The following is a 24,870-nucleotide window of genomic DNA, read 5'->3' as shown; positions in this document are numbered from 1 at the left end:
GGGGGCTCTCCTGCGGTTACTTCTGTGCGGCTTCGAAGAGGGCGAGCACGTCATCCGAGGACTCGGTGATCGTCAGCGAGACGACGGGCCGTCCGTGATCCGCGAGCACACCCGCGTCACCGGCCGCCTGCGCCTGGATGAGCTGCCCGAACGTGAACGGGCGGTCGGGGATCTCGAGATCCACGTCCGTGCGCTCCAGGATCTGCAGGAACACGCCCTGTGCGGGCCCGCCCTTGTGGTACTGGCCCGTGGAGTGCAGGAAGCGCGGTCCCCATCCGAACGTGGTCGGACGCCCCGAGTCGGCGGCGACCAGCTCGCGCAGGCCCTGGAGCTGCGGCACCTCGAGGCGGTTGACGTAGGCCTGGATGGACACGTAGCCGTCGGCGGGGAGCTGGGCCCAGAGGGCGTCTAGCACGCCTTCGACCGTGCCCGAGACGGCGAGGGCGGGATCGGAGACCCGCACCTCGACGCCGTTCTCGACGAACGCGGGCGCCGTCGGCTCCGGGCGGGCGTCGAGCAGGCCCCGGGCGGCGACCTTGGCCGACTCGACGTCGGGCTGGTCGAACGGGTTGATGCCGAGGAGGTGCCCGGCGATGGCCGTCGCGTACTCCCAGACGATGAACTGCGCGCCGAGCGTGCCGCTGACGAGGATCTCGCCCTCGTGCCGCTCGTGCAGGTGGAACTCGTTGGCGTCGTCGACGAGGCGCACGATCTGGAGGTCGGCGGGGACCGGGTCGAGCTCCGGCGAGACCGGGAGCAGGACGACCGGGAGGATGCCGGTGCCCTCCTTGCCCGTGGACTCGGCGATCAGCTGCTCGATCCAGTCCGGCAGCCCCTTGATGTGCGTGCCGTCGGTGATCAGGCCCAGCTTGTCGCGGCGGGGGCTCGTGGCGGCGATCGCGGCCCCGAGACGGAGCGCGGGGTTGTCGGCGGAGTCCACGGCCACCTCGAGCAGGGAGGCCTCGGCCTCGTCCAGGAGCTCGTCGATGTCGACGCCGGCGAGTCCCGACGGCACGAGGCCGAAGGCGGTCAGCGCCGAGTAGCGGCCGCCCACGTTCGGGTCGGCGTTGAAGACCCGGTAGCCGGCCTCGCGCGCGGAGGCGTCGAGCGGCGAACCGGGATCGGTGACCACGACGATCCGCTCGGTGGGGTCGATGCCGAGGTCGCGGAAGGCGGCCTCGAAGGTGCGGCGCTGCGAGTCGGTCTCGACCGTGGAGCCCGACTTCGAGGACACGACGAGGACCGTCTCGGCGAGACCCTCGTCGAGCGCGGCGAGGACCTGTCCCGGGGCGGTGGAGTCGAGGATCGTGAGCGGGACGCCGGACGTCTGCGCGATCACCTCGGGAGCGAGCGAGGAGCCGCCCATCCCCGCGAGGACCACGCGCGTGACGCCCTTCGCCGCGAGCTCCTCGCGCAGTGCGACGATCTCCGCGACCAGCGGGCGGGAGACCGAGACAGCCTGGACCCAGCCGAGCCGGACCGACGCCTCGGCCTCGGCGGCCGGACCCCAGAGCGTGGCGTCGCCACCGGTGATGCGGGAGGCGACGAGGTCGTGGACCAGGGCCGGCACGGTCTCCTCGATGGCGACGCGCGCCGCGCCCGATGCATGGATGGCGAAGGTCATCGCTGTGCCTCCAGAGCCTCGGTGACCTGCGCCAGCAGGTCGTGCCAGGAGTCGATGAACTTCGCGACCCCCTCCTTCTCGAGCACCTCGGTGACGGCGTCGAAGTCGACGCCCACCTCGGCGAGCCCGGCGAAGACCTCGCGGGCCTCCTCGTAGCCGCCGGTGATGGTGTCTCCGGTGACGACGGCGTGGTCGAACGTCGCCTCGAGGGTCTTCTCCGGCATCGTGTTCACGACGCCGTCCGCGACCAGTTCGGTCACGTACAGCGTGTCGGGGAGGTTCGGGTCCTTGACGCCGGTGGACGCCCACAGCGGGCGCTGGACGTTGGCGCCGGCGGCGAGGAGATCCTGCGCGCGCTTCTCGGCGAACGTCTTCTCGAAGAGCTCGTAAGCCAGTCGGGCGTTCGCGAGGCCCGCCTTGCTCTTCAGTGCGGCGGCCGCGTCCGTTCCGATCGCGCTCAGGCGCTTGTCCGTCTCCGTGTCGACCCGGGAGACGAAGAACGAGGCCACGGAGTGGATGGTGGACAGATCGATGCCCGCCTCCTTGGCGCGCTCGAGTCCCGTGAGGTACGCCTCGATGACCTCGGCGTAGCGCTCCAGGCTGAAGATGAGGGTCACGTTGACGCTGATGCCGTTCGCGATCGCCTCGGTGATGGCCGGGAGCCCCGCCTTGGTCGCCGGGATCTTCACGAGGAGGTTGGGGCGGTCGATCCGGTCCCAGAGCTCCTTGGCCTGCGCCACGGTGCCGTCGGTGTCGTGGGCGAGGTCGGGGGAGACCTCGATCGACACGCGTCCGTCGACGTGGCCGGACTCCTCCCACACCGGGCGGAAGACGTCGAGCGCGGCACGGACGTCCTGGGTCGTCGCGGCGAACACCGCGTCCTCGGCCGAGGCTCCGGACGCGGCGAGCTCGGTGACCTGCGCGTCGTAGGACGTGTCGTTCTTGTCCGTGATCGCGTTCGCGAAGATGGTCGGGTTCGTGGTGACGCCCACGACGTTGCGCGACGCGATCAGCTCGGCGAGGTTGCCGGAGGAGATCCGGGTGCGCGAGAGGTCGTCGAGCCAGATGCTGACGCCGGCGGCGGCGAGCTGGGCGGTGGGGGTGCTCATGCGTTCTCCTTGATGGTCTCGCGGGCGGCCGCGACGACGGCCTCGGTGGTGATGCCGAACTTCTCGAAGAGGGTCTTGTAGTCGGCGGAGGCGCCGAAGTGGTCGATGCCGACCGACCGGCCGCGGTCGCCGACGATGCCGCGCCACGTGAGCACGGAACCGGCCTCGACCGAGACGCGGGCGGTGACGGACGACGGCAGCACGCTCTCGCGGTAGGCCTCGTCCTGCTCCGCGAACCACTCCAGCGAGGGGGCGGAGACCACGCGGACGTTCACGCCCTCGCCGGCGAGCACCTCGCGGGCGTTCACCGCGAGCTGCACCTCGGAGCCGGTGGCCACGATGATGACGTCCGGAGTGCCGTTCGGCGCCTCGGCCAGGACGTAGGCGCCCTTGGCGGCCTGGGCGGCGGAGGCGAAGGTGTCGCCCGAGGCCTCGCCCTCGCCGCGCGGGAACACCGGGATGTTCTGGCGGGTCAGCGCGATGCCGGCCGGGCCCTCGTGGCGCCGGAGGATCTCGAGCCACACGGCGGCGGTCTCGTTGGCGTCCGCCGGGCGGACGACGGCCAGGTTCGGGATCGCGCGCAGCGTCGCGAGCTGCTCGATCGGCTGGTGCGTCGGGCCGTCCTCGCCGAGGGCGACGGAGTCGTGCGTCCAGACGAAGACGCTCGGCACGTTCATCAGCGCGGCCAGGCGCACGGCCGGACGCATGTAGTCGCTGAAGATGAGGAACGTGCCCCCGAAGGCGCGCGTGGGCCCGTGCAGCACGATGCCGTTGACGATCGCGCCCATGGCGTGCTCACGGATGCCGAAGTGCAGCACCCGGCCGTACGGGGTGCCCGACCACTCGTGGGTCGACCACTCGGCGGGGATGAACGACGGCGCGTCCTTGATCGTCGTGAGGTTCGACTCGGCGAGGTCGGCGGAGCCGCCCCAGAGCTCGGGGAGCTGCGCGGCCAGCGCGTTGATGACCTGGCCGGACGCGGCGCGGGTCGAGACGTCCTTGCCGGCCTCGAAGACGGGGAGCGCGTCGGCGATGTCGGCGGGGAGCTCGTGGGCCTCGACACGGTCGAGCAGGGCCTTGCGCTCGGGGTTGGCGGCCGCCCAGGCATCGAACGACTCCTGCCAGGCGGCGCGGGCCTCGGCGGCGCGCTCCGCGAGGCCGCGCGTGCGCTCCAGCACCTCGTCGGCGACGACGAAGGTCTGCTCCGGGTCGAACCCGAGGACCTTCTTGGTGGCGGCGAGCTCGTCGGCTCCGAGCGCCGATCCGTGGATCTTCCCGGTGTTCTGCTTGCCGGGAGCCGGCCAGCCGATGATGGTCTTGAGGATGATGAGCGACGGCTTGTCGGTCTCGCCCTTGGCCGCCTCGATCGCGGCGTGGAGCTCGGCGACGTCCTCCACGTACTCGCCGGTCTTCTTCCAGTCCACGGTCTGCACATGCCAGCCGTAGGCCTCGTAGCGAGCGGCGACGTCCTCGGTGAAGGCGACGTTCGTGTCGTCCTCGATGGAGATCTGGTTCGAGTCGTAGATCGCGATGAGGTTGCCGAGCTGCTGGTGGCCGGCGAGCGAGGAGGCCTCGCTGGTGACGCCCTCCTGCAGGTCGCCGTCGCCCGCGATCACGTAGACGAAGTGGTCGAACGGGCTCGTGCCCGCTGCGGCCTCGGGGTCGAAGAGGCCGCGCTCGTACCGGGCGGCGTACGCGAAGCCGACCGCCGAGGCGAGGCCCTGGCCCAGCGGGCCCGTGGTGATCTCGACGCCCTTGGTGTGGCCGTACTCGGGGTGGCCGGGGGTCTTCGAGCCCCAGGTGCGGAGTGCCTTGAGGTCGTCGAGCTCGAGCCCGAAACCGCCCAGGTAGAGCTGCACGTACTGCGTCAGCGACGAGTGGCCGACCGACAGGATGAAGCGGTCGCGGCCGAGCCAGTCGGTGTCGGTCGGGTCATGCCGCAGCACCCGCTGGTAGAGCAGATAGGCGGCGGGAGCCAGACTCATCGCCGTGCCGGGATGACCGTTGCCGACCTTCTCGACCGCATCGGCCGCCAGGATCCGGGCGGTGTCCACCGCGCGTCGATCGATCTCGTCCCACTGCAATTCCGACACGTTCATGCCCTTTCCGACAGTTTCGAGGGCGCCGGTATTCCCTGGCGCATCCGCAACTTCCCTGGCGCATCCCGCATCGTCCGGGAGACGGGCGGGGTTGTGCGCAGCACCGGGCGCGCGAGTGCTCTCAGCATAGCGGGGACGGTCCCGGCGACTGAGGGGTGGAAGGCGCGGAACGCGTCACGGCGTGTCATACACTGGAGAGGTTGTCCGGTAACGCGCGCGGAGGAGGCGATCGAGATCTCGACGATGTCTGATCAGACCGTACGGAAGTCGTCCATCGGTCGCACGGTGAGCGCCTACGTCACTCTGACGAAGCCCCGGGTCCTCGAACTCCTCCTCGTCTCGACCGTTCCGGTCATGTTCCTCGCGCAGGGCGGACTGCCCGATCTCTGGCTGGTCCTCGCGACGGTCATCGGCGGATCGATGAGCGCCGGTTCGGCGGGCGCGTTCAACATGTACCTCGACCGCGACATCGACGCGCACATGCACCGCACGGAGAACCGGCCGCTCGTGACCGGCGAGGTCAGCCCGCGTGGCGCCCTGATCTTCTCGTGGACGCTCGCGATCGTGTCGACCGTGTGGCTCTGGTTCACCACGAACCCGCTCACGGCGATCCTGTCGGCCTCCGCGATCTTCTTCTACGTCGTGATCTACACGATGATCCTCAAGCGCCGCACCGAGCAGAACATCATCTGGGGCGGAATCGCGGGGTGCTTCCCGGTCCTCATCGGCTGGTCCGCCGTCACCGGTTCGCTCGACTGGCCGGCCTTCATCCTCTTCCTGCTCGTCTTCCTCTGGACGCCGCCGCACTACTGGCCGCTGTCCATGAAGTACAAGGACGACTACGACGATGTCGACGTGCCCATGCTCGGCGTCACCCGCAACGCGTCGCAGGTCGGCCTGCAGGTCATCCTGTACGCGTGGGCCACGGTCGCCTGCTCGCTGCTGCTCGTGCCGATCGCCGGCATGGGCCTCGTCTACACCGTCTCCGCCCTGGTGTTCGGCGGCTGGTTCATCTATGAGTCGCACCGCCTGTATAACCAGGCAGTGCGGGGGACCGAGGCGCGGCCGATGCGAGTCTTCCACGCCTCGATCACTTACCTGACGCTGCTGTTCGTCGCCGTGGCGATCGACCCGCTGCTGCCCTTCTGATCCTCGTCGGCCTGGGGCTCGTCAGCCTGAGGCTCCGCATCGACCTGCGGCTCTGCGAACTCGGCATCGGCGGTCCGGAGAGCGGGCTCGTCGCGCGGGACTGAGACCGTCTCGATCGTCTCGTCCTGGATGCTCGGCGCCTCGTGCTCGACGACCGGCGCGGCGGTGACGGGGGTGGCGACGAGCGTGCGCGCGGCGACGAGGCCGAGCGACAGGAGCAGGCCCACCAGGCCCGCGCCGAGGACGACCGCGCCGACGACGACGAGCGACTGACCGACGTACACCTCGACACCGGTGGCGGTGCCGTCCATCAGGGTCGTGGTCATCGTGCCGACCTGTCCGGCGATCATCCAGCCGCCGACCCCGACCGCGGCGAGGGAGACGACGATGAGGAGCCAGAACCCGGCGCTGCGGGTGAGTGTCTTGTTCATGTCGACCACGATGGTCGATGCGGTGATGAGCGCCCGGTGCGCGCGCTATGGATCGTCTGTGCGGCAGGTCAATCGACGGGGGCGGGTACGACGGACGCGGTGCGCTTGAGGTGCAGCACGACGACCGTGTAGGTCGCGGCCGACAGCGATGCAAGGACCATGTGGATGCCCACGAGCACGGGCGGCAGCCCCTCCCGCGCCTGCCAGACGCCGACGGCCACCTGCACGAGGATCGCGATGACGAGCACGAGCAGCCACCGCCGGGGCTCGAGGCGCAGGACCCAGGCGGACACCGTCAGGAAGAGCACGAGGGCGGCCAGGATGTAGCCCGGCCAGGAGTGGACGTGGGCGAGGACCGTGGCGTCGAAGCCGCGGCGAAGCACGTCGGCGTCGCCCGAGTGCGGGCCCGATCCGGTCGTCAGCACGCCGAACAGGATGGTCACGGCGAGGGCGAGGCCGGTGACGTGCGTCACGATCGCGAACGAGATAGGGACGGCCCGCTCGCGCGGTCCTTCCGGAGTCGCCAGCCGCACGAGGAACGCGGCGGTGATGCAGACGAGCAGGAGCGACGACGTGTAGTGGAACCCGACGATGAAGGGGTTCAGGCCGGTGAGCACGGTGATGCCGCCGACCAGGGCCTGTGCGACGACGCCGATCAGCACGAGCCAGGCGAGGAGGACGAGATCCCGCCGGGCGGGCGTCGTGCGCACCGAGTGGACCGCCGCCGCGATCACCGCGACCAGGAGGACGGCGGACGCGACGGGGAACGCCGGGAAGTCGGTGAGCGAGACCAGGGCGAAGGCGACGGCCGCGCCGGCGAGACCGCCGACGGCGAACCACAGGGCGTCGATGAGCGCCCGGCGGCCGCTGATGGTGTGCAGGACGAGCAGGACGACGGCGATCGCGATGATCCCGACGACGCCGGTCATCAGCCGGTTGCCGAACTCGATCATCCCGTGGATGCCCTGCACCTCGACGATCGGGACGAGCGACTCGGGCGTGCACAGCGGCCACTCGGTGCAGCCGAGGCCGGATCCAGTCAGCCGCACGGCGCCGCCGGTGCCGATGATGATCGTCTCGCTGAGGAACGACAGCCACGCGAAGACGGTGAGCGCACGACCCCACACCGCGGAGCGGGGGGAGGCGGTCGCCCCGGTCGTCGAGGGGGCGGGGATGGTCGTCTCGGGCATAAGTCCTCCGGCCCGTCGAAGACGTGGCGCACGGCCCGTCCGTCAGGCGGAACCTGTAGAATCGGATTGTTGCGATGAGCGCTGACAGCGCTGAAGCATCGTCAACAGTTTAGGCGCGATGGAAGCGCCCGTGATGAGGGCCCCACCAACGGCACCCGCTCCCGCAGACTCGACGGGGATCAGGTGTGTCGGGGCGGATGACACCGTTTGGGACCTGTGAGGAGAGTGTTGCATGTCGGATGTGCTGATCGACCGCCCGGAGCTCGATGGTCTGGGGGTGTACGAATTCGGCTGGCACGATGAGGATGCCGCGGGTGCCGTCGCGAAACGCGGGATCTCGGAAGAGGTCGTCCGCGGGATCTCGGCCCTCAAGAACGAGCCGGAATGGATGCTGAAGACCCGTCTCAAGGGCTATCAGCTCTTCGGCCGCAAGCCGATGCCGACCTGGGGTGCCGACCTCAGCGACATCGACTTCGACAACATCAAGTACTTCGTCCGCTCCACCGAGAAGCAGGCGCAGAGCTGGGAAGACCTCCCCGAGGAGATCCGCGAGACGTACGAGCGCCTGGGCATCCCCGAGGCCGAGCGTCAGCGCCTCGTCGCCGGCGTCGCCGCGCAGTACGAGTCCGAGGTCGTGTACCACCAGATCCGCGAGGACCTGGAGGCCCAGGGCGTCATTTTCATGGACACCGACACCGCCCTGCGCGAGCACCCCGAGTTCTTCGAGGAGTACTTCGGCACGGTCATCCCCGCGGGCGACAACAAATTCGCCGCGCTGAACACCGCCGTCTGGTCGGGCGGCTCGTTCGTCTACGTCCCCAAGGGCGTGCACGTCGAGATCCCGCTGCAGGCCTACTTCCGGATCAACACCGAGAACATGGGCCAGTTCGAGCGGACCCTGATCATCGCCGACGAGGACAGCTACGTCCACTACATCGAGGGCTGCACGGCCCCGATCTACAAGTCGGACTCCCTGCACTCGGCCGTCGTCGAGATCATCGTGAAGAAGAACGCCCGCGTGCGCTACACGACGATCCAGAACTGGTCGAACAACGTCTACAACCTGGTCACCAAGCGCGCCGTGGCGCACGAGGGCGCGACCATGGAGTGGGTCGACGGCAACATCGGCTCCAAGGTGACGATGAAGTACCCGTCGATCTACCTGATGGGTGAGCACGCCAAGGGCGAGACCCTCTCCGTCGCCTTCGCCGGCCCCGGCCAGCACCAGGACGCCGGCGCGAAGATGATCCACATGGCGCCGTACACGCAGTCGTCGATCGTCTCGAAGTCGATCGCCCGCGGCGGTGGCCGTGCCGGCTACCGCGGCGAGGTCCGTGTCGACGCCGCCGCCCATCACTCGGCGAACACCGTCCGCTGCGACGCGCTGCTCGTCGACACCAAGTCCCGGTCCGACACCTACCCGGCGATCGACATCCGTGTCGACGACGTGCAGCTCGGCCACGAGGCCACGGTCTCCAAGGTCAGCGAGGAGCAGCTCTTCTACCTGCAGTCCCGCGGCATGCCCGAGGACGAGGCGATGGCGATGATCGTGCGCGGCTTCATCGAGCCGATCGCGCGCGAGCTGCCGATGGAGTACGCGATGGAACTGAACAAGCTCATCGAGATGGGCATGGAAGGATCGGTCGGCTAAATGGCGGCCTCGACGACAGCGCCCAGCGAGGCGCAGCACACGAACGCGCACATCGACCCGGCCGCCCAGGTGGCGGACGCCGGATTCGTCCCGGTGCAGACCCGCTCCGAGCGTCCGCACTCGTTCGACCCGGACGACTTCGGCACGCCGACCGGTCGCGAGGTGAACTGGAAGCACACGCCGGTGGCCGCGCTCACGCCGCTGTTCCGCACTGCGGAGGGCGAGGACGGCGTGCAGTACTCCTTCACGTCCGGCGAGCAGTACGTCGCCGCACCGCTCACGGCGGGCACCGCTCCGCGCGGTGAGGTCTTCCTCGCCGAGGACATCACCGCCGCCGTCGCGTGGCAGGGCGCCTCCGAGGCCCTGCACATCCGCATCCCGCGCGAGGAGGAGGTCGCGGCGCCGATCTTCCTGTCGCTCACGGGCGCCGGTGCCGACCGCCGGGCGGACGCCCACATCGTGATCGAGGCCCTCGAGCACAGCGCCGCCACGGTGGTGCTGCAGCACAAGGGCTCGGCGCAGTACGCCCAGAACGTCGAGATCATCGTCCGCGACGGGGCGAAGCTCACCGTCGTCTCCGTGCAGCAGTGGGACGACGACGCCGTGCACGCGGCCGCCCACCAGGCGCGGGTCGCGGCCGACGCCACCCTCAAGCACTTCGTCGTGAGCTTCGGCGGCGGCGTGGTGCGCGTGAACCCGAGCGTCGAGCTCGCCGGCGCCGGCTCCGAGGGCTACCTCTACGGGCTTTCCTACGCCGACTCCGGTCAGCACCTGGAGAGCCAGGTGTACCTGCACCACAAGGGCCCGCACACGACCGGCGACGTGCTCTACAAGGGCGCGCTGCAGGGCGAGAGCGCCCACAGCGTGTGGATCGGCGACGTGCTGATCGGGGCGGAGGCCACCGGCACCGACTCCTACGAGGCCAACCGCAACCTGGTGCTCACGGAGGGCGCACGCGCCGACTCCATCCCGAACCTCGAGATCGAGACGGGCGACATCGTCGGCGCCGGGCACGCGAGTGCCACCGGCCGCTTCGACGACGAGCAGCTCTTCTATCTCCAGGCCCGCGGCATCCCGGAGGACGAGGCCCGCCGACTGGTGGTGCTCGGCTTCCTCACCGACATCGTGCTGCGCCTCGGCATCCCCGACCTGGAGTCGGAGCTGCTGGCCGCCATCGAGGCCGAGCTCGCCGAGGTGGACGCGTGACCGCGCAGCGCGTCTGCGGCGTCTCCGAGCTGGAGCAGGACACGCCGCTGCGCGTCGAGCCGGACGGTGTGCCGATCACGGTCATCAAGGACGGCGAGGGCGTCATCCACGCCATCGGCGACACCTGCACCCACGGCGACATCTCGCTGTCCGAGGGCTTCGTGGAAGGTGACACGGTGGAGTGCTGGGCCCATGGCTCGGCCTTCTCCCTGATCACCGGCAAGCCCCAGAATCTCCCCGCATATGAGCCCGTCCCGGTCTACGTCGTCGAGATCGACGGCGACGACGTGCTCATCGATCCCGCTGTGACGAAGGAAGTCTGAAGAATGTCTGTTCTCGAGATCCGCGACCTGCATGTGACGGTCGAGACCGAGGCGGGGACCACCCCGATCCTCAACGGAATCACCCTCACCATGAACACCGGTGAGACCCACGCCATCATGGGCCCCAACGGCTCCGGCAAGTCCACCCTGGCCTACACGATCGCCGGCCACCCGAAGTACACGGTCACCTCCGGCTCCATCACCTTCGACGGTGAGGACGTCCTGGCGATGAGCGTCGACGAGCGCGCCCGCGCCGGTCTGTTCCTCGCCATGCAGTACCCGGTCGAGATCCCCGGCGTGACCGTGACGAACTTCCTGCGCACCGCGAAGACCGCGCTCGACGGCGAGGCGCCCTCGATCCGGCAGTGGACCAAGGACGTCAAGGAGTCCATGGCCAACCTCCGCATGGACCCGAAGTTCGCGCAGCGCAACGTCAACGAGGGCTTCTCGGGCGGCGAGAAGAAGCGCCACGAGATCCTCCAGCTCGAGGTGCTCAAGCCGAAGTTCGCCGTGCTCGACGAGACCGACTCCGGCCTCGACGTGGACGCGCTGAAGATCGTCTCCGAGGGTGTCAACCGCGCGAAGGAGTCCACCGGCCTCGGTGTGCTGCTCATCACGCACTACACCCGGATCCTCCGCTACATCCGCCCCGACTACGTGCACGTGGTCGTCGCGGGCAAGATCGTCGAGGAGGGCGGCCCCGAGCTCGCCGACCGTCTGGAGAACGAGGGCTACGACCGATTCCTCGACCCCTCCGCTCCCATCGAGGCGTAGGCTGATCGCATGACAGCGACCCTGACGGACGAGAAGTACGACGCGGTCACCGAGGCTCTCAAGGACGTGATGGATCCTGAGCTCGGGATCAACGTCGTCGACCTCGGACTCATCTACGACCTCGCCTGGGATGACGAGAACGACGCTCTCGTCATCCACATGACGCTGACCAGCGCGGGTTGCCCGCTCACGGATGTCCTCGAAGACCAGACGGCGCAGGCCCTCGACAACGTCGTGGACCGCTTCCGCATCAACTGGGTGTGGATGCCGCCGTGGGGACCCGAGCGGATCACGGACGACGGGCGCGACATGATGCGTGCGCTCGGTTTCGCGATCTGAGCGTTCCGGTCACCTGACCACCAGACGAAGCGGGCGTGCCGGGCACGCCCGCTTCGACGTCTCCGCATCGACGCGGGGAGAATCGGAGGATGAATGCTGTCGGTGAAGGCCCTGCCGCTGTCGGAGCTGCGCGAGCGCACCAGCGAGAAGTGGCGGGAGTATCCCGAGGACGTGCTGCCCCTCTTCGTCGCGGAGATGGACTTCCCGCTCGCCCCGGCGATCACCGCCGCACTGCAGCGGGCGCTGGATCTCGGGGACACCGGGTACATCGCCTCGCGGACACCGCTGGCGGAGGCGTATGCGGGTTTCGCGGAGCGTCGCTTCGGCTGGCGCCCCGACCCGGCGCGGATGCGCAGCACGGCGGACGTGAGCATGGGCATCGTCGAGATCCTCCGTCGCGTCACGCAGCCGGGGGAGCGCGTCGTCGTCACGCCCCCGGTCTACCCGCCCTTCTACGACCTCGTCGCCGAGGCCGGTGCCGAGGTGCAGCGCGTCCCGCTGCGCGACACGGGGACCGGCTGGGAGCTCGACCTCGACGGGATCCGCGCCGCCTTCGAGGACGGCGCGACGGCCATGCTCCTCTGCAACCCGCACAACCCGACCGGCACCGTGCACGATCGGGAGACGCTGTCCGCGCTGGCCGAACTGGCCGAGGAGTACGGCGCGACGATCGTCTCCGACGAGATCCATGCGCCGCTCGCCCAGCCGGGCGCGGGATTCACGCCGTTCCTCGCCGTGAGCGACGCGGCGGCCCGCATCGGCTATGCGGTCGTCAGCGCGAGCAAGGCGTTCAACCTCGCGGGCCTGAAGTGCGCGCTCATGGTCACCGCCGCGGAGGAGACGTCCGCGGTCGTGCGCGACCTGCCGGTCGAGGTGGAGTGGCGGACGGGGCAGTTCGGTCTGCTCGCCGCCGTCGCCGCGTTCTCGGAGGAGAGCGACGCGTGGCTCGACGGCCTCCTGCGCACGCTCGACGAGAACCGTGTCCTGCTGGAGGACCTGCTCGCCCGTCACCTCCCCGCCGCCCGCTATCGCCTTCCGGACGCGGGATACCTCGCGTGGATCGACCTCTCCGCCCTCGGCTGGGGAGACAACCCCGCCCGGAAGATCCTCCGCGAGGCGAAGGTGGCGTTGCACTTCGGCCCGGCCTTCGGCGAAGAAGGGGCCGGGCACGTGCGACTCAACTTCGGCACGAGCCCGGAGGTCCTCACCGAGGCGATCGAGCGCATCGCCGCGCTCGTCGAGCGATGACGGCGGCGGATCCCACCGCCACGATCTGGGACCGCAGCCGGTTCTGGGTGACCCTGGGTGCCGTCGCCCTGATCTTCCTCGCCGCGATCGAGGCCCTGGCGGTGACCACGGTCATGCCGATCGTCAGCGACGCCTTGGACGGGGAGTCGCTGTATGCGGTCGCCTTCGCCGGCACGCTCGCGACCAGCGTGATCGGGATGGTCGCGGCGGGGTCCTGGTCGGACACGCGTGGTCCGCGCGGCGCGCTGTACGCCGCCGTCGCCCTCTTCATCCTGGGGCTGCTGATCTCCGGGTTCGCGACGACGATGCCCCAGTTCCTGATCGGACGACTGGTGCAGGGGCTGGGCGCGGGTGGGCAGACAGTGGCCCTGTACGTCGTGGTCGCGCGGCTGTATCCGCCGCACCTGCACGGCCGGGTGTTCGCGGCGTTCGCCGCCGCCTGGGTGGTCCCGTCGATGATCGGGCCCTTCCTCGCGGGAGCGGTGGCGGAGTACCTCGATTGGCGCTGGGCTTTCCTCGGCGTGGCGGTCCTGACCGCGATCGCGTTCTCGATGATCGCGATCCGTCTGCGGGGTGTCGATCTCGGCCGCGGGGAGCCGCAGGACCGCCGGGCGCTGCTCACCCGGCTGCTGCTGGCCGTCGTCGTGGCGGTGCTCGCGGTGGTGATCGGACTGTCCGCCGAGCTCGATCCGGCGATCGGGTGGCCGGTGGCACTGGGGGCCGTGCTCGCGATCGGCGTCGTCGTGCTCCCGCTCCTGCCACGACGGACCCTCCGAGCCGGTGCCGGGCTTCCCAGCGTCGTGCTCATGCGTGGGGTGGCGGCCGGGGCGTTCTTCGCCGCCGAGGCCTACATCCCGTACCTGCTGATGCGGAAGTTCGACTTCTCCGCGACCTGGGCCGGAGTCGCCTTGATGCTCGCGGCCTTCGCCTGGGCCGGGGCGTCGGCTGCGCAGGGCCGCTACGGTGAGCGGCTGGGCAATCACCGCATCACGGCGCTCAGCCTCGGCGCACTGCTCGTGGCGATGCTCTGCGTCCTGGCCGCAGCGGCGTTCGATGCCTCCCCGGTCTTCGTGATCGTCGGGTGGGCGTTCGCCGGGGGCGGCATGGGGCTGCTGTATCCGCGGCTCACCGTGCTGACGCTGGCCTACTCGGACGAGACGAACCAGGGATTCAACTCCTCGGCGCTGTCGATCTCGGATGCCACGGGTTCGGCGGTGGCCATCGCGCTGGCGGGGCTCGCCGTCGCCACCCTCGGCGGCGGCGCGGACGCGTTCGCCGTCGTGTTCGTCCTCGGTGTCGGGCTGGTGCTGCTCGCGGTGATCCCCGGGCTCAGGCTCGGGCACGCCGCGGAGTCATCCGTGCGCTGAGCTCGCCGGCCAGGGCGAGGACGCCGAGGTCGAACACCCGGTCCAGGCCCGCGGTGACGTCGACCTCGCCGGAGGCCGGGAGTGCGCCATGGCTGTCGGCGTGCATCCGCTGCTGGACGAGGGTGGCATGGCCGAGCACGAAGTGCAGGATCGCCGCCCCGCGATCCTCGGCGTGAGTGGCGCCCTCGGCGTGGAGGGCGGCGACCAGGGCGTCGCGGGCATGCGCGGAGCCGAGCTGGAGCGCGTACGTGCTGAGGACGAGCTCGGCGCCGTCCCGGTAGGCGAAGAGGGCGTCGCGGAGCGCGCGGGCGGTCGCGAGGACGCCCTCCGCTCCGTCTGGGACGGTCGCCGTGATCCGATCGGCGAGGTCGGCGAGGAGCTCCTGCTTGTTCGCGACGTGCCAGTAGAGGGCGCTCGGCTGCACGTCGAGCCGGGCCGCGATGCGGCGCATGGAGAGATCGGCCAGCCCCACCTCGTCGAGAAGGGCGAGGGCGGTCCGTGCGACGCTCTCCCGATCGTGACGGGCGGGATTCGTCTCGGGACTCATGCCCCCACTATAGTGAACGGCGTTCAGGTGAACGGTGTTCAGGGGGATGCATGCGCTGGCGGGAGCGGGACGCGACGACGATCGCGGAGCCGGGGACGCTGCGTCTCGACGGCGTGGGCGTGACCGTCGACGACCGCGTGCTCCTCGACGACGTGACGCTGGAGCTCACCGCACCGCGCATCGCCGTGATCGGAGCGAACGGCTCGGGGAAGTCGACGTTCGCCCGGCTGCTGAACGGCCTCATGACGCCGACCACGGGAACGGTCACCGTCCACGGCCTCGACGCGCTCCGGGAGCGGACCGCCGTGCGCCGCCGGGTGGGCTTCGTCTTCACCGATCCGGATGCCCAGATCCTGATGCCGACTCCGGCCGAGGATCTCGCGCTGTCGCTCCGAGGGCGGCCCCGTGACGAGATCGCCGCCCGCGTTCAGGAGACCCTGGAGCGCCACGGTCTCGGTGCCCACGCCGACATCCCGGCGTCGTCGCTCTCGGGAGGACAGAAGCAGATGCTGGCCCTCGCCGCGGTGCTCCTCGCCGAGCCGGCGCTGATCGTGGCGGACGAGCCGACGACGCTCCTCGACCTGCGCAACGCGCGGCGCATCGGAGACCTCCTTCTGTCGCAGGAGGCGCAGGTGCTGATCGTGACCCACGATCTCGAGCTCGCGGCCCGCTGCGACACCGCCGTCCTGTTCGACGGCGGGCGCGTCGTCGATCAGGGAGAGCCCGAGGCGGTCATCGCACGCTACCGTCGGTTGTGCGCATGATCGTGCCGTCCCCGGTCGGTGCGGGATTGCTGCATCGGGTGCCGGCCGGTCCGAAGCTGGCGGGTCTCGCCATCGCGGCGCTCCCGTTGACGCTGTTCCCGCAGGGGCCGCTCATCATCGCGGTCTGCCTCGCGACCGTGCTCGCGCTCTACCCGATCGCGGGGGTGCCGCTCTCCGCCGCGGTGACGGAGCTGTGGCGGCTGCGTGCGGTCCTGCTCGTGCTCGCGATCGCCCTCGCCGTCTTCGTGTCTCCCGTCGCCGCCTGGGTGAGCACCGGGCGGGTCGCCGTGCTGCTGCTGCTCGCCGCCCTCCTCACCCTGACCACGCGCATGGCCGATCTCCTGGCCGTGCTGCAGCGCCTCCTGCGTCCGCTGCGGCGCGTCGGGGTCGATCCGGAGGCGGGGTCGATGGCGGTGTCGCTCACGCTGACCATGGTTCCCGTCGTGGCCGGACTCGCGCAGCGGGTGCGGGACGCGGAGCGCGCACGAGGAGTCCGCCTGGGCGTGCGCAGCGTGGTGCCGCTGCTCGTGCTGACGCTGCGCCACGCGGATCAGGTCGGCGATGCCCTCGCGGCCCGCGGAGTCGGCTGACGGTCACGCCAGGACGGGGCGTCCGGTGTGACCAGCAAGCCGCAGCGCCGCGACCAGGAGCAGCACCGCGAGGGCGGCGGTGGAGACCGTCGTGCCGAGGACGAGCAGCAGCACCACTCCGGCGAGACCGAGGACGGTTCCCACGGCCAGGCGGCGCCGCGAGGACGTGGCCTGCGGCGAGGGGTGATTCTCGAACCGGTCGACACGGACCGCGACCAGCGCGGTGAGGACGACAGCCGTCAGGAGCCACAGCGGGCGGGCGGCCCACCACTCCGCGCTGTCGAGCGTGGGCAGAGTGAATCCGCCGAGGAGGGCGACCAGGGCCGTCGCCCCGGCCATCGCCAGCAGCACCGGCATGTGCCAGAGGTAGATCGTCATCGTCCGCCGGGTGACGAAGGCGGTGAACGCGGCCACCGGACGGCGAAGACTGAGGCGCCCGATGTGCGGCCGGTACAGGGAGAACAGGATCGTGTGGATCAGCCCGACCAGCAGCAGGGCGCACGTGGGCGGGTTGATGTTGGCGATGAGGTCGGGGGAGTACGCGCCGATGAGGAACAGGACGACGAGCACCCCGAGGGCGCCGATGCCTATCGTGACGCGGGTCCGGCGACGAAGGGCGTCCACGCGGCCGTCGGCGAGGAGGAATCCGAGCTGCTGCATCGTCAACCACACGAAAGCGAGGTTGAGGAAGCCCACGGCGTCCGTCCCGGTCACGGCCCGCAGGACATCGACCGCCACGGCCGCGGTGGCGAGGACGGTGATCGTGCGCAGGGGCGCGCGCTCGTGCAGGGCGACGAGCGCGGGGAGCAGCGCCTGACACAGCAGGAAGACCCCGAGGAACCACAGCGGCTGTCCGTATCGGAAGCCGGCGACGGCGATGAGATCCGGCGCGACACCGAGGACGGTGAGCACCGCGAGCGCGACCCCGACCGCGCCGACCGTGAACAGGGCCGGGCGCAGGAGCCGGTGCACCCGACCGGCCACGAAGGCGGTCGCGCTCCCGCCGCGGGCGCGGAGGCGGCGGTACGCGAGGAGCCCGGAGAATCCGCCGATCACGAAGAAGAGCGGCATCACCTGCAGCAGCCAACTCAGCGGGGCGATCCAGCTCGTGCCGTCGCTCGCATTCTCGAACACCGGTCCGGTCTCGGACACCGTGACCCCGACCATGACGGCGTGCAGCAGGACGACACCGAGCACGCAGAGGGCGCGCACGACGTCGATGCCGGTGTCGCGGTGACCCGCGTGGCCGGATGAAGCGGGGGCGGGGGCGGGGGCGGGGGTGCTGAGGCGTGGAGCCGCGGCGATGACCATGAGTCCTCCTGGGAACGGTGTCCTCGGAGGCTATGGAGGCGGTGGTGGGCGGGACATCACTCCGTGGTGCCGTCCTGACCCCTACGCAGGGGTGACTCAGGCGGAGGGCTCGACCAGGCCGGTGTCGTAGGCGAGGATGACGGCGTGCACGCGGTCCCGGAGGCCGAGCTTCGCGAGCACCTTGCCGACGTGGGTCTTCACGGTCTGCTCCGCGATGAACAGGTCGCCGGCGATCTCGGTGTTCGACCGGCCCTTGCCGATGAGGACGAGGACCTCCCGCTCGCGGTCGGTGAGTTCGGCGAGGGCCGTCGCCGACCGCCGCGAGGCCGGCCGCCGTCCGGCGAACTGCTCGATCATGCGCCGGGTCACGCTGGGGGCGAGGAGCGCATCGCCGCCGGCCACCACGCGGACCGCATGGACGAGCTCCTCCGGCAGAGCGTCTTTGAGGAGGAACCCGCTGGCCCCGGCGGCGAGGGCGTCGTAGACGTAGTCGTCGATGTCGAAGGTGGTGAGCATGAGGATCCGCGGCACGTGCGCGGCAGGGTACGACGGACCGAGGATGCGGCGGGTGGCCTCGATGCCGTCGAGCTCCGGCATGCGGACGTCCATGAGGATGACGTCGGGATCGAGCCGCGCGGCGAGCGTCACGGCCTCCGCGCCGTCGGCCGCCTGGCCCACCACGCGGATCCCCTCGTGCGCGTCCAGCAGGGCGGCGAAACCGGCGCGGACCATCGCCTGGTCGTCGGCGATGAGCACGCTGATCGTCACGGGTTCTCCTTGTCTTCCGCTGAGGCGGTCGGGGTGGGCGGTACGGCCGTTGCAGACAGCGGCAGGGCGGCCTCGACGGTCCAGCCGCCGTCGTCGGAGGGCCCGGCGGCGAGGCTTCCGCCGAGCAGTTCGGCGCGCTCGCGCATTCCCCGGAGGCCGTAGCCGCCGGAGGGGCTCTCGGTCGCCTGCGGCGGTGCGGCGTTGTGCACACGGATGTGCAGGGCATCGGCGTCGGCATGGAGGCGGACGGTGACGCGGGCACCAGGCGCGTGGCGGACGGCGTTGCTCAGCGCCTCCTGCACGATGCGGAAGGCGGCGATCTGCACGCCGGGTCCCGCCGCGGAGGCCGCTTCCATCCCCTCCAGCACGAGGCCGACCTCCACCCCTGCCCGGCGGATCGTGTCGACGAGGGCCGGAACGTCGTCCAGTCCCTGCTGCGGTGCGAGCTCGGCGTGCTGGTCCTCGGTGCGGAGCACTCCCAGCATGCGCCGCATCTCGGTGAGCGACGTGCGCGCTGTGGCGGCGATGTCGTCGAACTCGGCGGCGGCCTCGGCGTCGAGGTCCGCGATCCGGTAGCGTGCGGTCGACGCCTGCACCTGGATCACCGACATGCTGTGCGCCACGACGTCGTGCAGCTCCCTGGCGATCCGGGTGCGCTCCTCCACGAGAGCGCGCCGGGATTCCTCCAGCGCGCTGTGCTCCTTCTCCCTCGTGAGCTCCGCGGCGACACGCACGCGACCGGCGACGAGGACGGCGATGAGCAGCATCGCGGCAGCGACCGAGGTCGTCACGATGAGATTGGCGGTGGCGCTGCCGGAGCTCGCCGGCGTCGCGACCATGTCCGGGCGCAGCAGCGGCGCCGTCAGCGAGGTCAGTGCGCCGATCACGAGGGTGAGGCCTCCGAGGCGGGCTCCCTGCACGAAGGACATCACGCCCACGAGGAGGACGAAGGCCAGGAGCGCCGGTACCGACCAGGGCCAGGGGGAGTGGATCGCGCGCGCCGGCTCGACGAGGAGCGGCAGCAGGAAGGCGCCGGCGGCGAAGACGACGATCGCCGTCCGCGGCCGGGAGGGGACGAGGAGGGGAGCGCCGCACACGGCGGCGCCGAGCAGGAAGGACAGGGGCAGCGGCGTGCCGGAGAGCACCGTCTGCAGGGAGACGAGGAGCGCGTACAGCACGACGACCGCCGCAGTCAGCGCCACGAGGGCGCCGGTGCGACGGCTCATCCGTGGCGGGCGCGGGGTGCGCTCTCGGCGGCGTGCCATGCGTCTCATCCTGCCAGGTGCGCGACCGGCGTACGGCGTCGGCGGAGCGCCGCGATCCGGTCGATGATCACACCGACGAGCAACGCGACGACGATGCCGATTGCGGCGCTGAGCACGGGCTGGTCGTGCAGCCAGGCGCCGGCGAGCAGCCCGATCGCGAGGCTGAACACGCTCCAGCTCACACCGGCGATGAGGCTCAGCGGGAGGAACCGCCGCCAGGGGAACCCGAGCGCTCCGGCGGACATGTTCACCGCGACGCGTCCGATCGGGATGTAGCGGGCGCCGAGGATCAGCGTGGCACTGCGGCGGTCGAGGGCGTGCTGCGCGAAGGCGAAGGCGGCGGCGACGCGGGGGCGCCGCATCCAGGCGAATCTCGTCGTGCCCAGTCGGCGGCCGATGAGGAACGCGATGTTGTCGCCGATCGCGGCGCCCAGGGCGGCGACGGCACCCAGCAGCACGATGTCGCCGTCACCGGTGGACGCGGCCACCGCCGCCGCGGCGACGAGGACCGTCTCGCTCGGGACCGGCGGGAAGAACCCGTCGATCACGGTCACCGCGAACAGCACGGCGTACAGCCAGGGGGAGGCGATCGCCTGCAGGATGAGATCGTTGAGGATGTCCACTCCGGCACCGTAAGCAGCGGGTGGGGAGAGGGACATCACTCCGGGGTATCGCCTCGGTCACCCTGGAGAGGGATATCCGTGGCGGGCGTCGCCACAGGCGCGGCGGCATATACTGGTTGGCTGGCCGCTCGGCCATCACCCTCCTCCCGAACGAACGGACGTCCGCTGTGCTTGCCGTGCACGACCTCGAGATCCGCGTTGGCGCGCGCCTGCTGATGGAGAACGTCTCGTTCCGTGTGTCCGACGGCGACAAGATCGGCCTCGTCGGACGCAACGGTGCGGGCAAGACCACGCTCACCAAGGTGCTCGCCGGCGACGTGCTGCCCTCGGGTGGCACCGTCACCCGGTCGGGTGAGCTCGGCTACCTGCCGCAGGACCCCCGTTCGGGCAATCCGGAAGACCTCGCCCGTACCCGGATCCTCGATGCCCGCGGCCTCGGTCAGCTCAACCTCGGCATGACGGAGGCCTCGCTCGCCATGGGCTCCGACGACCCCGCGGTGGCCGCCAAGGCGATGAAGCGCTATGCCGCGCTCACCGAGAAGTTCGAGGCGCAGGGCGGCTACGCGGCCGAGGCCGAGGCGGCGTCGATCGCGCACAACCTCTCGCTGCCGGACCGCATCCTCGACCAGCCCCTGTCGACCCTCTCCGGCGGCCAGCGTCGTCGCATCGAGCTCGCGCGCATCCTCTTCTCCGACGCGCAGACGATGATCCTGGATGAGCCGACCAACCACCTCGACGCGGACAGCGTGGTGTGGCTGCGCGAGTTCCTCAAGAACTACAAGGGCGGGCTGATCGTCATCAGCCACGATGTCGAGCTCGTGGGCGAGACCGTCAACCGGGTGTTCTACCTCGACGCCAACCGCCAGGTCATCGACATCTACAACATGAACTGGAAGAACTATCTGCGGCAGCGCGCCGCGGACGAGGAGCGTCGCAAGAAGGAGCGGGCCAACGCCGAGAAGAAGGCGACGACCCTGCAGCAGCAGGCGGCGCGGTTCGGAGCGAAGGCGTCGAAGGCGGCAGCAGCGCACCAGATGCTCGCGCGCGCCGAGAAGCTCCTCTCCGGGCTGGAGGACGTGCGTCAGGAGGACCGCGTCGCGAAGCTGCGGTTCCCGAAGCCCGCCCCCTGCGGCAAGACCCCGCTCATGGCCTCCGGGCTGTCGAAGTCGTACGGCTCGCTGGAGATCTTCACCGACGTCGACCTCGCGATCGACCGCGGTTCCAAGGTCGTCGTGCTCGGTCTCAACGGTGCGGGGAAGACGACGCTGCTGCGCATGCTGGCAGGTGTCGACAAGCCGGACACCGGGCAGCTCGAGCCCGGTCACGGTCTCAAGGTCGGGTACTACGCGCAGGAGCACGAGAACCTCGACGTCAGCCGCTCGGTCCTCGAGAACATGGTGTCGGCCGCTCCGCACATCACGGAGACGGAGGCCCGCAAGGTCCTCGGCTCCTTCCTGTTCACCGGCGACGACGTCCTCAAGCCGGCGGGCGTGCTGTCCGGTGGCGAGAAGACCCGGCTGTCGCTGGCGACGCTCGTCGTGTCGTCCGCGAACCTCCTCCTGCTCGATGAGCCCACGAACAACCTCGATCCGGCCTCCCGCGAGGAGATCCTCGGGGCACTGGCCCACTACGAGGGCGCGGTGGTGCTCGTGTCGCACGACCCCGGCGCGGTGCAGTCGCTGAACCCCGAGCGTGTCCTCATCCTGCCCGACGGCGTCGAGGACATCTGGAGCCAGGAGTACCAGGACCTCATCGAGCTCGCGTAGCGGGACGTGGCATAGTCGGAGGATGGCGGCGCACCCGATCCTTCCTCCCTCGGAACTCGCGGCGTGGTTGCGTGCGCAGCCCACCCTCACCGGGACGGCGCCGCCGCTGCACCTCGACGACCTTCCCGACGATCCGGTGCTGCTCTTCCGGGAGTGGCTCCGCGCGGCGGCCGCGGCCGGCGTCCCCGAACCGCATGCGGCGACGCTGGCGACGGTGGACACGGACGGCATCCCGGACGCGCGCACCCTGATCCTCAAGGACGTGGACGCGCGCGGCTGGGCGTTCGCCGGGGCCCGGTCCTCCCGGAAGGCCGCGCAGCTCGACGCGCATCCTGCTGCGGCGCTGAACCTCTGGTGGCAGCCGCAGCGGCGTGCCGTGCGCGTACGGGGAACCGTGCACGAGGCGTCGGCGGCCGAGAGCGACGCCGACCTCGCGGCCCGCTCCGAGAGCGCCCGCGCGGGTCTCCGACCGGGGGACTGGGTGCTGTGGCGGGTGGTTCCGACGCGGGTCGAGTTCTGGCAGGGGGCGTCCGACCGGAACCACACCCGGATCGTCTATGACGTCGTCGGCCGCGTATGGCGGCATGCCGTCACGGGCTCTGCTCGCGAGCGCTAGACATCGAGAACGACCGGAGGCGCCCCGTAGGCGGGGATCGAAATGGTGCCTGCCGACGGTCCAAGAGGCCCGTTTCCCATCCTGCGTCGGCCGGGCGGTCCGTCCGGGATCGAAAGGGTGCCGGGCAGCGCAGCGTCCGGCGCGTTCTCGCGCTCGCGTGACGCTCGGCGGGTGCGTCAGCGCGCGTCGAGCAGTTCGTCCTCGGCGTCCGCGTCGCGGTCGCGGCGTTTCGGTGCCTTCGCCGGTGCCGGCTTCCCCTCGACCTCTTCGCGGTGCTTCACGATCTCCGTGCGGATGATGTACCCGATGAAGATGAAGCCCATGATGGCGAACAGGATCCACTGGATCGCATAGGACAGGTGCGGACCCGGGTCATCGGTGGGGGACTCGAAGCCGCCCAGCGCGGCATCCGCGGCGGGCTGTTCCTCGACCAGGCGTCCGTAAGCACCGGTGATCACCTCGTCGCCGACGAGGTCGGCGATGGACGGGAGGTGGATCGTGGGCACCTGGCCCTCCGGAGCCCCGCGTCCGGACCCGGGAAGCGGCTCGCCGGGACGCAGGCGGACGGTCACCGTGACCTCGCCGGACGGTGGAGAGGGGACAGCGTCCGGGAGCTCGCCCTCGCCCGGTGCCACCCAGCCGCGGTCGACGATGAGCACACGACCGTCCGTGTCGCGGAAGGGGACCAGCACCTCGAACGCGCTCGTTCCGCCGTGGGGACGGTTGCGGACCAGGAGCTGCTCGTCGGCGAGGTACTCGCCCTGCAGCGTGACGGGGCGCCATTCGTCCGCGGGGTCGAGCTCGTCGTCGACCACGTCGGCGAGAGGGACGGCCGGGGCATTGTAGTTCTGCTCCACCAGCGCGATCTGCTCAGCGCGGGATTCGTTCCTCTCGAACTGCCAGTTGGAGAGGAAGACGCAGGCGATCGCGAAGCCGATGGCGATGAGGACGTACACGCCCCAGCGGGTCAGGCGGTTGCTCATGAAGGCGCCCCGTCTCGCACCGTCACCGGGAAGTCCCGCGCGGCGAGGTAGTCGTGGAGGAAGCCGACGTGCTCCTCGCACGCCAGCCAGATCTTCTCGCGATCGGCGGAGTGGATACGCGGGTTGCGCCAGACGACCTGCCTCGTGGCCGCGCTCCGGCAGCCGGCGCGCGAGCAGATGAGCGCGCTCATCGGTCGGTGCGGCCTTCGCGGATGGTGATGACGTCGGGGGCGGTCTCCGGAGCGAGCGACGGTGCGGGCGGCGCGTCGATCTCGCGCATCGGCGACTCGGCGGCGGTCTCCGTGCTGTCGCTGCCGGCGTTCGCGAAGACGACGGCGATGTACGGGAGCACGGCGGCGGCCAGCGCGAACACCCAGGTCCACCAGCCGAACGGCTGCACGAAGAACATCAGCCCGAAGCAGACGATGCGGATCGTCATCGTCAGGGCGTACCGGCGCACACGATGGTCTCCCTCATCCCGCGGGGACTGCGGCAGTGAGGTGACGGCCGGGACTCGACGTGCGTTCTTCACGATGGTTCCAGCCTACGCCGCCGTGGCGACATCGGCATGCCCGGGCGAGGCGTCAGCTCGCGAAGACGAACGGCAGGGTGAAGGCGCCGAAGACGACGAGGCCGATGATCGTCGAGACGATGGTGAAGACCAGCACGCCGATCATGACGTAGCCGAGGATGAGCCCGGCGATCGCCATGCCGCGGCCGCCGAGACCGGGAGTGCGACGGATCTGTCCGAGCGCCATGTGACCGGTGATCACGGCCGCGATCGAGGCGAGCATCGGCACGATCGCCCAGAACAGCACGACACCGGCGATGCCGCAGACGAGGGAGGTGATCGCGAGTCCGCTGGACGGCCGCGCAGGCGCGGCTCCATACGGCTGCGGGGCCGCGTACTGCTGCGGGGCCCCGTACTGCTGAGGCGCCGAGTACTGCTGAGGCGCCGAAGACGACTGCGTGGCGGCGTTCGCCGGCGGTGCCGGCGGGAACCCCGGGTACGCCGGGGCGGAACCGGGAGCCGGGGGGAAGGCCGGGGGCTGCTCGCCGGACGAACCTGAGATACGGGGATCGCTCACGCTGGTGCCTTTCGTCGCCCTCAGAGTCCCAGGAGGCTC

At 70.5% G+C, this 24,870-nt stretch carries 26 protein-coding genes; 12 read left to right on the top strand and 14 right to left on the bottom strand.

All coding sequences use genetic code 11. The features are described from left to right. Positions 1-16: 16 nt before the first annotated feature. Genes ACFU8V_RS11860 through tkt form a run of 3 tightly spaced genes read right to left on the bottom strand, consistent with a single transcriptional unit; the run spans position 17 to position 4,826 of the window. Positions 17-1,624 carry a glucose-6-phosphate isomerase gene (locus ACFU8V_RS11860; RefSeq protein WP_378871332.1) on the bottom strand — a complete coding sequence of 536 codons (1,608 nt, stop codon included), beginning with the start codon at positions 1,622-1,624 and terminating at the stop codon, positions 17-19. After that, entirely contained in the window at positions 1,621-2,733 is a 1,113-nt protein-coding gene (tal, locus tag ACFU8V_RS11855; protein WP_025103656.1) for a transaldolase, read from the bottom strand. The genes ACFU8V_RS11860 and tal overlap by 4 nt, the downstream gene beginning before the upstream one ends. After that, positions 2,730-4,826 carry a transketolase gene (gene tkt / locus ACFU8V_RS11850; RefSeq protein ID WP_025103655.1) on the bottom strand — a complete coding sequence of 699 codons (2,097 nt, stop codon included), beginning with the start codon at positions 4,824-4,826 and terminating at the stop codon, positions 2,730-2,732. Before tkt ends, tal begins: the two co-directional genes overlap by 4 nt. A gap of 249 nt (positions 4,827-5,075) precedes the next feature. Between tkt and ACFU8V_RS11845 the strand changes: the two genes are divergently transcribed. After that, a complete protein-coding gene (locus ACFU8V_RS11845; protein ID WP_029989291.1) occupies positions 5,076-5,981 on the top strand; it encodes a heme o synthase in 906 nt (301 codons plus the stop codon). Here the strand turns inward: ACFU8V_RS11845 and ACFU8V_RS11840 are convergent. Both ACFU8V_RS11840 and ACFU8V_RS11835 read right to left on the bottom strand, forming a co-directional pair. Further along, a complete protein-coding gene (locus ACFU8V_RS11840) occupies positions 5,927-6,412 on the bottom strand; it encodes a hypothetical protein (protein WP_025103653.1) in 486 nt (161 codons plus the stop codon). The two genes, ACFU8V_RS11845 and ACFU8V_RS11840, sit on opposite strands and share 55 nt — an antisense overlap. A gap of 68 nt (positions 6,413-6,480) precedes the next feature. Continuing rightward, positions 6,481-7,602 (bottom strand): heme A synthase, encoded by a 1,122-nt coding sequence (locus tag ACFU8V_RS11835; protein ID WP_378871326.1) that lies wholly within the window; start codon positions 7,600-7,602, stop codon positions 6,481-6,483. 232 nt (positions 7,603-7,834) lie between these two features. Here ACFU8V_RS11835 and sufB point away from each other — a divergent pair, with 232 nt between their 5' ends. The 7 genes from sufB (at position 7,835) to ACFU8V_RS11800 (ending at position 14,510) form a co-directional block, all read left to right on the top strand. Next, on the top strand, positions 7,835-9,253 hold the full coding sequence (gene sufB / locus ACFU8V_RS11830) for a Fe-S cluster assembly protein SufB (RefSeq protein ID WP_025103651.1): 1,419 nt from the start codon (positions 7,835-7,837) through the stop codon (positions 9,251-9,253). Further along, on the top strand, positions 9,254-10,459 hold the full coding sequence (sufD, locus tag ACFU8V_RS11825) for a Fe-S cluster assembly protein SufD (RefSeq protein WP_062634313.1): 1,206 nt from the start codon (positions 9,254-9,256) through the stop codon (positions 10,457-10,459). Continuing rightward, positions 10,456-10,782: a non-heme iron oxygenase ferredoxin subunit gene (locus ACFU8V_RS11820; RefSeq protein WP_025103649.1), complete on the top strand. Its 327-nt coding sequence runs from the start codon at positions 10,456-10,458 to the stop codon at positions 10,780-10,782. Before sufD ends, ACFU8V_RS11820 begins: the two co-directional genes overlap by 4 nt. A gap of 3 nt (positions 10,783-10,785) precedes the next feature. Further along, positions 10,786-11,556 carry a Fe-S cluster assembly ATPase SufC gene (gene sufC / locus ACFU8V_RS11815; RefSeq protein ID WP_025103648.1) on the top strand — a complete coding sequence of 257 codons (771 nt, stop codon included), beginning with the start codon at positions 10,786-10,788 and terminating at the stop codon, positions 11,554-11,556. Positions 11,557-11,565: 9 nt separating this feature from the next. After that, positions 11,566-11,895, top strand: coding sequence for a metal-sulfur cluster assembly factor (locus tag ACFU8V_RS11810; protein ID WP_017202280.1), 330 nt, complete (start codon positions 11,566-11,568; stop codon positions 11,893-11,895). A 93-nt stretch (positions 11,896-11,988) separates the two neighbouring features. Next, positions 11,989-13,143 (top strand): MalY/PatB family protein, encoded by a 1,155-nt coding sequence (locus ACFU8V_RS11805; protein WP_085607705.1) that lies wholly within the window; start codon positions 11,989-11,991, stop codon positions 13,141-13,143. Next, complete coding sequence (locus ACFU8V_RS11800; RefSeq protein WP_085607703.1) at positions 13,140-14,510, top strand: MFS transporter; 1,371 nt, start codon at positions 13,140-13,142, stop codon at positions 14,508-14,510. Before ACFU8V_RS11805 ends, ACFU8V_RS11800 begins: the two co-directional genes overlap by 4 nt. Here the strand turns inward: ACFU8V_RS11800 and ACFU8V_RS11795 are convergent. Further along, positions 14,473-15,057, bottom strand: coding sequence for a TetR family transcriptional regulator (locus ACFU8V_RS11795; protein ID WP_126893079.1), 585 nt, complete (start codon positions 15,055-15,057; stop codon positions 14,473-14,475). The two genes, ACFU8V_RS11800 and ACFU8V_RS11795, sit on opposite strands and share 38 nt — an antisense overlap. Positions 15,058-15,107: 50 nt before the next feature. Between ACFU8V_RS11795 and ACFU8V_RS11790 the strand changes: the two genes are divergently transcribed. Beyond that, positions 15,108-15,821, top strand: coding sequence for an energy-coupling factor ABC transporter ATP-binding protein (locus tag ACFU8V_RS11790; protein WP_025103644.1), 714 nt, complete (start codon positions 15,108-15,110; stop codon positions 15,819-15,821). Beyond that, on the top strand, positions 15,818-16,411 hold the full coding sequence (locus ACFU8V_RS11785) for a CbiQ family ECF transporter T component (protein ID WP_378871318.1): 594 nt from the start codon (positions 15,818-15,820) through the stop codon (positions 16,409-16,411). Before ACFU8V_RS11790 ends, ACFU8V_RS11785 begins: the two co-directional genes overlap by 4 nt. 3 nt (positions 16,412-16,414) lie before the next feature. Here ACFU8V_RS11785 and ACFU8V_RS11780 read toward each other — a convergent pair whose 3' ends face one another. The 4 genes from ACFU8V_RS11780 to ACFU8V_RS11765 form a co-directional block, all read right to left on the bottom strand. After that, positions 16,415-17,722, bottom strand: coding sequence for an acyltransferase (locus tag ACFU8V_RS11780; RefSeq protein WP_025103642.1), 1,308 nt, complete (start codon positions 17,720-17,722; stop codon positions 16,415-16,417). A gap of 96 nt (positions 17,723-17,818) precedes the next feature. Beyond that, complete coding sequence (locus ACFU8V_RS11775; protein WP_085607696.1) at positions 17,819-18,490, bottom strand: response regulator transcription factor; 672 nt, start codon at positions 18,488-18,490, stop codon at positions 17,819-17,821. Further along, complete coding sequence (locus tag ACFU8V_RS11770) at positions 18,487-19,755, bottom strand: sensor histidine kinase (protein ID WP_338566191.1); 1,269 nt, start codon at positions 19,753-19,755, stop codon at positions 18,487-18,489. Before ACFU8V_RS11770 ends, ACFU8V_RS11775 begins: the two co-directional genes overlap by 4 nt. 5 nt (positions 19,756-19,760) lie before the next feature. Further along, a complete protein-coding gene (locus tag ACFU8V_RS11765) occupies positions 19,761-20,414 on the bottom strand; it encodes a DedA family protein (protein WP_378871314.1) in 654 nt (217 codons plus the stop codon). A gap of 131 nt (positions 20,415-20,545) precedes the next feature. Here ACFU8V_RS11765 and ACFU8V_RS11760 point away from each other — a divergent pair, with 131 nt between their 5' ends. Beyond that, a complete protein-coding gene (locus ACFU8V_RS11760; RefSeq protein ID WP_025103638.1) occupies positions 20,546-22,144 on the top strand; it encodes an ABC-F family ATP-binding cassette domain-containing protein in 1,599 nt (532 codons plus the stop codon). A gap of 22 nt (positions 22,145-22,166) precedes the next feature. Further along, positions 22,167-22,760 carry a pyridoxal 5'-phosphate synthase gene (locus ACFU8V_RS11755; RefSeq protein ID WP_249521814.1) on the top strand — a complete coding sequence of 198 codons (594 nt, stop codon included), beginning with the start codon at positions 22,167-22,169 and terminating at the stop codon, positions 22,758-22,760. A 176-nt stretch (positions 22,761-22,936) separates the two neighbouring features. Here the strand turns inward: ACFU8V_RS11755 and ACFU8V_RS11750 are convergent, their stop codons facing one another. Genes ACFU8V_RS11750 through ACFU8V_RS11735 form a run of 4 tightly spaced genes read right to left on the bottom strand, consistent with a single transcriptional unit; the run spans position 22,937 to position 24,831 of the window. After that, complete coding sequence (locus tag ACFU8V_RS11750) at positions 22,937-23,743, bottom strand: SURF1 family protein (RefSeq protein ID WP_378871310.1); 807 nt, start codon at positions 23,741-23,743, stop codon at positions 22,937-22,939. Then, entirely contained in the window at positions 23,740-23,934 is a 195-nt protein-coding gene (locus ACFU8V_RS11745) for a hypothetical protein (RefSeq protein ID WP_315106969.1), read from the bottom strand. Before ACFU8V_RS11745 ends, ACFU8V_RS11750 begins: the two co-directional genes overlap by 4 nt. Further along, positions 23,931-24,275 (bottom strand): DUF3099 domain-containing protein, encoded by a 345-nt coding sequence (locus tag ACFU8V_RS11740; protein WP_025103634.1) that lies wholly within the window; start codon positions 24,273-24,275, stop codon positions 23,931-23,933. Before ACFU8V_RS11740 ends, ACFU8V_RS11745 begins: the two co-directional genes overlap by 4 nt. A 52-nt stretch (positions 24,276-24,327) precedes the next feature. Then, positions 24,328-24,831, bottom strand: coding sequence for a DUF4190 domain-containing protein (locus ACFU8V_RS11735; RefSeq protein WP_378871305.1), 504 nt, complete (start codon positions 24,829-24,831; stop codon positions 24,328-24,330). Between the last annotated feature and the right edge of the window lie 39 nt (positions 24,832-24,870).

This window comes from Microbacterium sp. NPDC057658 (genome assembly GCF_042799975.1).
Lineage (GTDB): Bacteria > Actinomycetota > Actinomycetes > Actinomycetales > Microbacteriaceae > Microbacterium.
Note: the sequence above shows the minus strand (reverse complement) of the source record. Positions and strands in the feature narration are given on the sequence as shown.

What these genes read in the sequence shown, in the direction of transcription:
- ACFU8V_RS11860 (WP_378871332.1), bottom strand. Translation starts at nt 1,624, where the DNA reads ATGACCTTCGCCATCCATGCATCGGGCGCGGCGCGCGTCGCCATCGAG.
- tal (WP_025103656.1), bottom strand. Translation starts at nt 2,733, where the DNA reads ATGAGCACCCCCACCGCCCAGCTCGCCGCCGCCGGCGTCAGCATCTGG.
- ACFU8V_RS11845 (WP_029989291.1), top strand. Translation starts at nt 5,076, where the DNA reads ATGTCTGATCAGACCGTACGGAAGTCGTCCATCGGTCGCACGGTGAGC.
- ACFU8V_RS11840 (WP_025103653.1), bottom strand. Translation starts at nt 6,412, where the DNA reads ATGAACAAGACACTCACCCGCAGCGCCGGGTTCTGGCTCCTCATCGTC.
- ACFU8V_RS11835 (WP_378871326.1), bottom strand. Translation starts at nt 7,602, where the DNA reads ATGCCCGAGACGACCATCCCCGCCCCCTCGACGACCGGGGCGACCGCC.
- sufB (WP_025103651.1), top strand. Translation starts at nt 7,835, where the DNA reads ATGTCGGATGTGCTGATCGACCGCCCGGAGCTCGATGGTCTGGGGGTG.
- sufD (WP_062634313.1), top strand. Translation starts at nt 9,254, where the DNA reads ATGGCGGCCTCGACGACAGCGCCCAGCGAGGCGCAGCACACGAACGCG.
- sufC (WP_025103648.1), top strand. Translation starts at nt 10,786, where the DNA reads ATGTCTGTTCTCGAGATCCGCGACCTGCATGTGACGGTCGAGACCGAG.
- ACFU8V_RS11810 (WP_017202280.1), top strand. Translation starts at nt 11,566, where the DNA reads ATGACAGCGACCCTGACGGACGAGAAGTACGACGCGGTCACCGAGGCT.
- ACFU8V_RS11805 (WP_085607705.1), top strand. Translation starts at nt 11,989, where the DNA reads ATGCTGTCGGTGAAGGCCCTGCCGCTGTCGGAGCTGCGCGAGCGCACC.
- ACFU8V_RS11800 (WP_085607703.1), top strand. Translation starts at nt 13,140, where the DNA reads ATGACGGCGGCGGATCCCACCGCCACGATCTGGGACCGCAGCCGGTTC.
- ACFU8V_RS11795 (WP_126893079.1), bottom strand. Translation starts at nt 15,057, where the DNA reads ATGAGTCCCGAGACGAATCCCGCCCGTCACGATCGGGAGAGCGTCGCA.
- ACFU8V_RS11790 (WP_025103644.1), top strand. Translation starts at nt 15,108, where the DNA reads ATGCGCTGGCGGGAGCGGGACGCGACGACGATCGCGGAGCCGGGGACG.
- ACFU8V_RS11785 (WP_378871318.1), top strand. Translation starts at nt 15,818, where the DNA reads ATGATCGTGCCGTCCCCGGTCGGTGCGGGATTGCTGCATCGGGTGCCG.
- ACFU8V_RS11780 (WP_025103642.1), bottom strand. Translation starts at nt 17,722, where the DNA reads ATGGTCATCGCCGCGGCTCCACGCCTCAGCACCCCCGCCCCCGCCCCC.
- ACFU8V_RS11770 (WP_338566191.1), bottom strand. Translation starts at nt 19,755, where the DNA reads ATGGCACGCCGCCGAGAGCGCACCCCGCGCCCGCCACGGATGAGCCGT.
- ACFU8V_RS11765 (WP_378871314.1), bottom strand. Translation starts at nt 20,414, where the DNA reads ATGTCCCTCTCCCCACCCGCTGCTTACGGTGCCGGAGTGGACATCCTC.
- ACFU8V_RS11755 (WP_249521814.1), top strand. Translation starts at nt 22,167, where the DNA reads ATGGCGGCGCACCCGATCCTTCCTCCCTCGGAACTCGCGGCGTGGTTG.
- ACFU8V_RS11750 (WP_378871310.1), bottom strand. Translation starts at nt 23,743, where the DNA reads ATGAGCAACCGCCTGACCCGCTGGGGCGTGTACGTCCTCATCGCCATC.
- ACFU8V_RS11745 (WP_315106969.1), bottom strand. Translation starts at nt 23,934, where the DNA reads ATGAGCGCGCTCATCTGCTCGCGCGCCGGCTGCCGGAGCGCGGCCACG.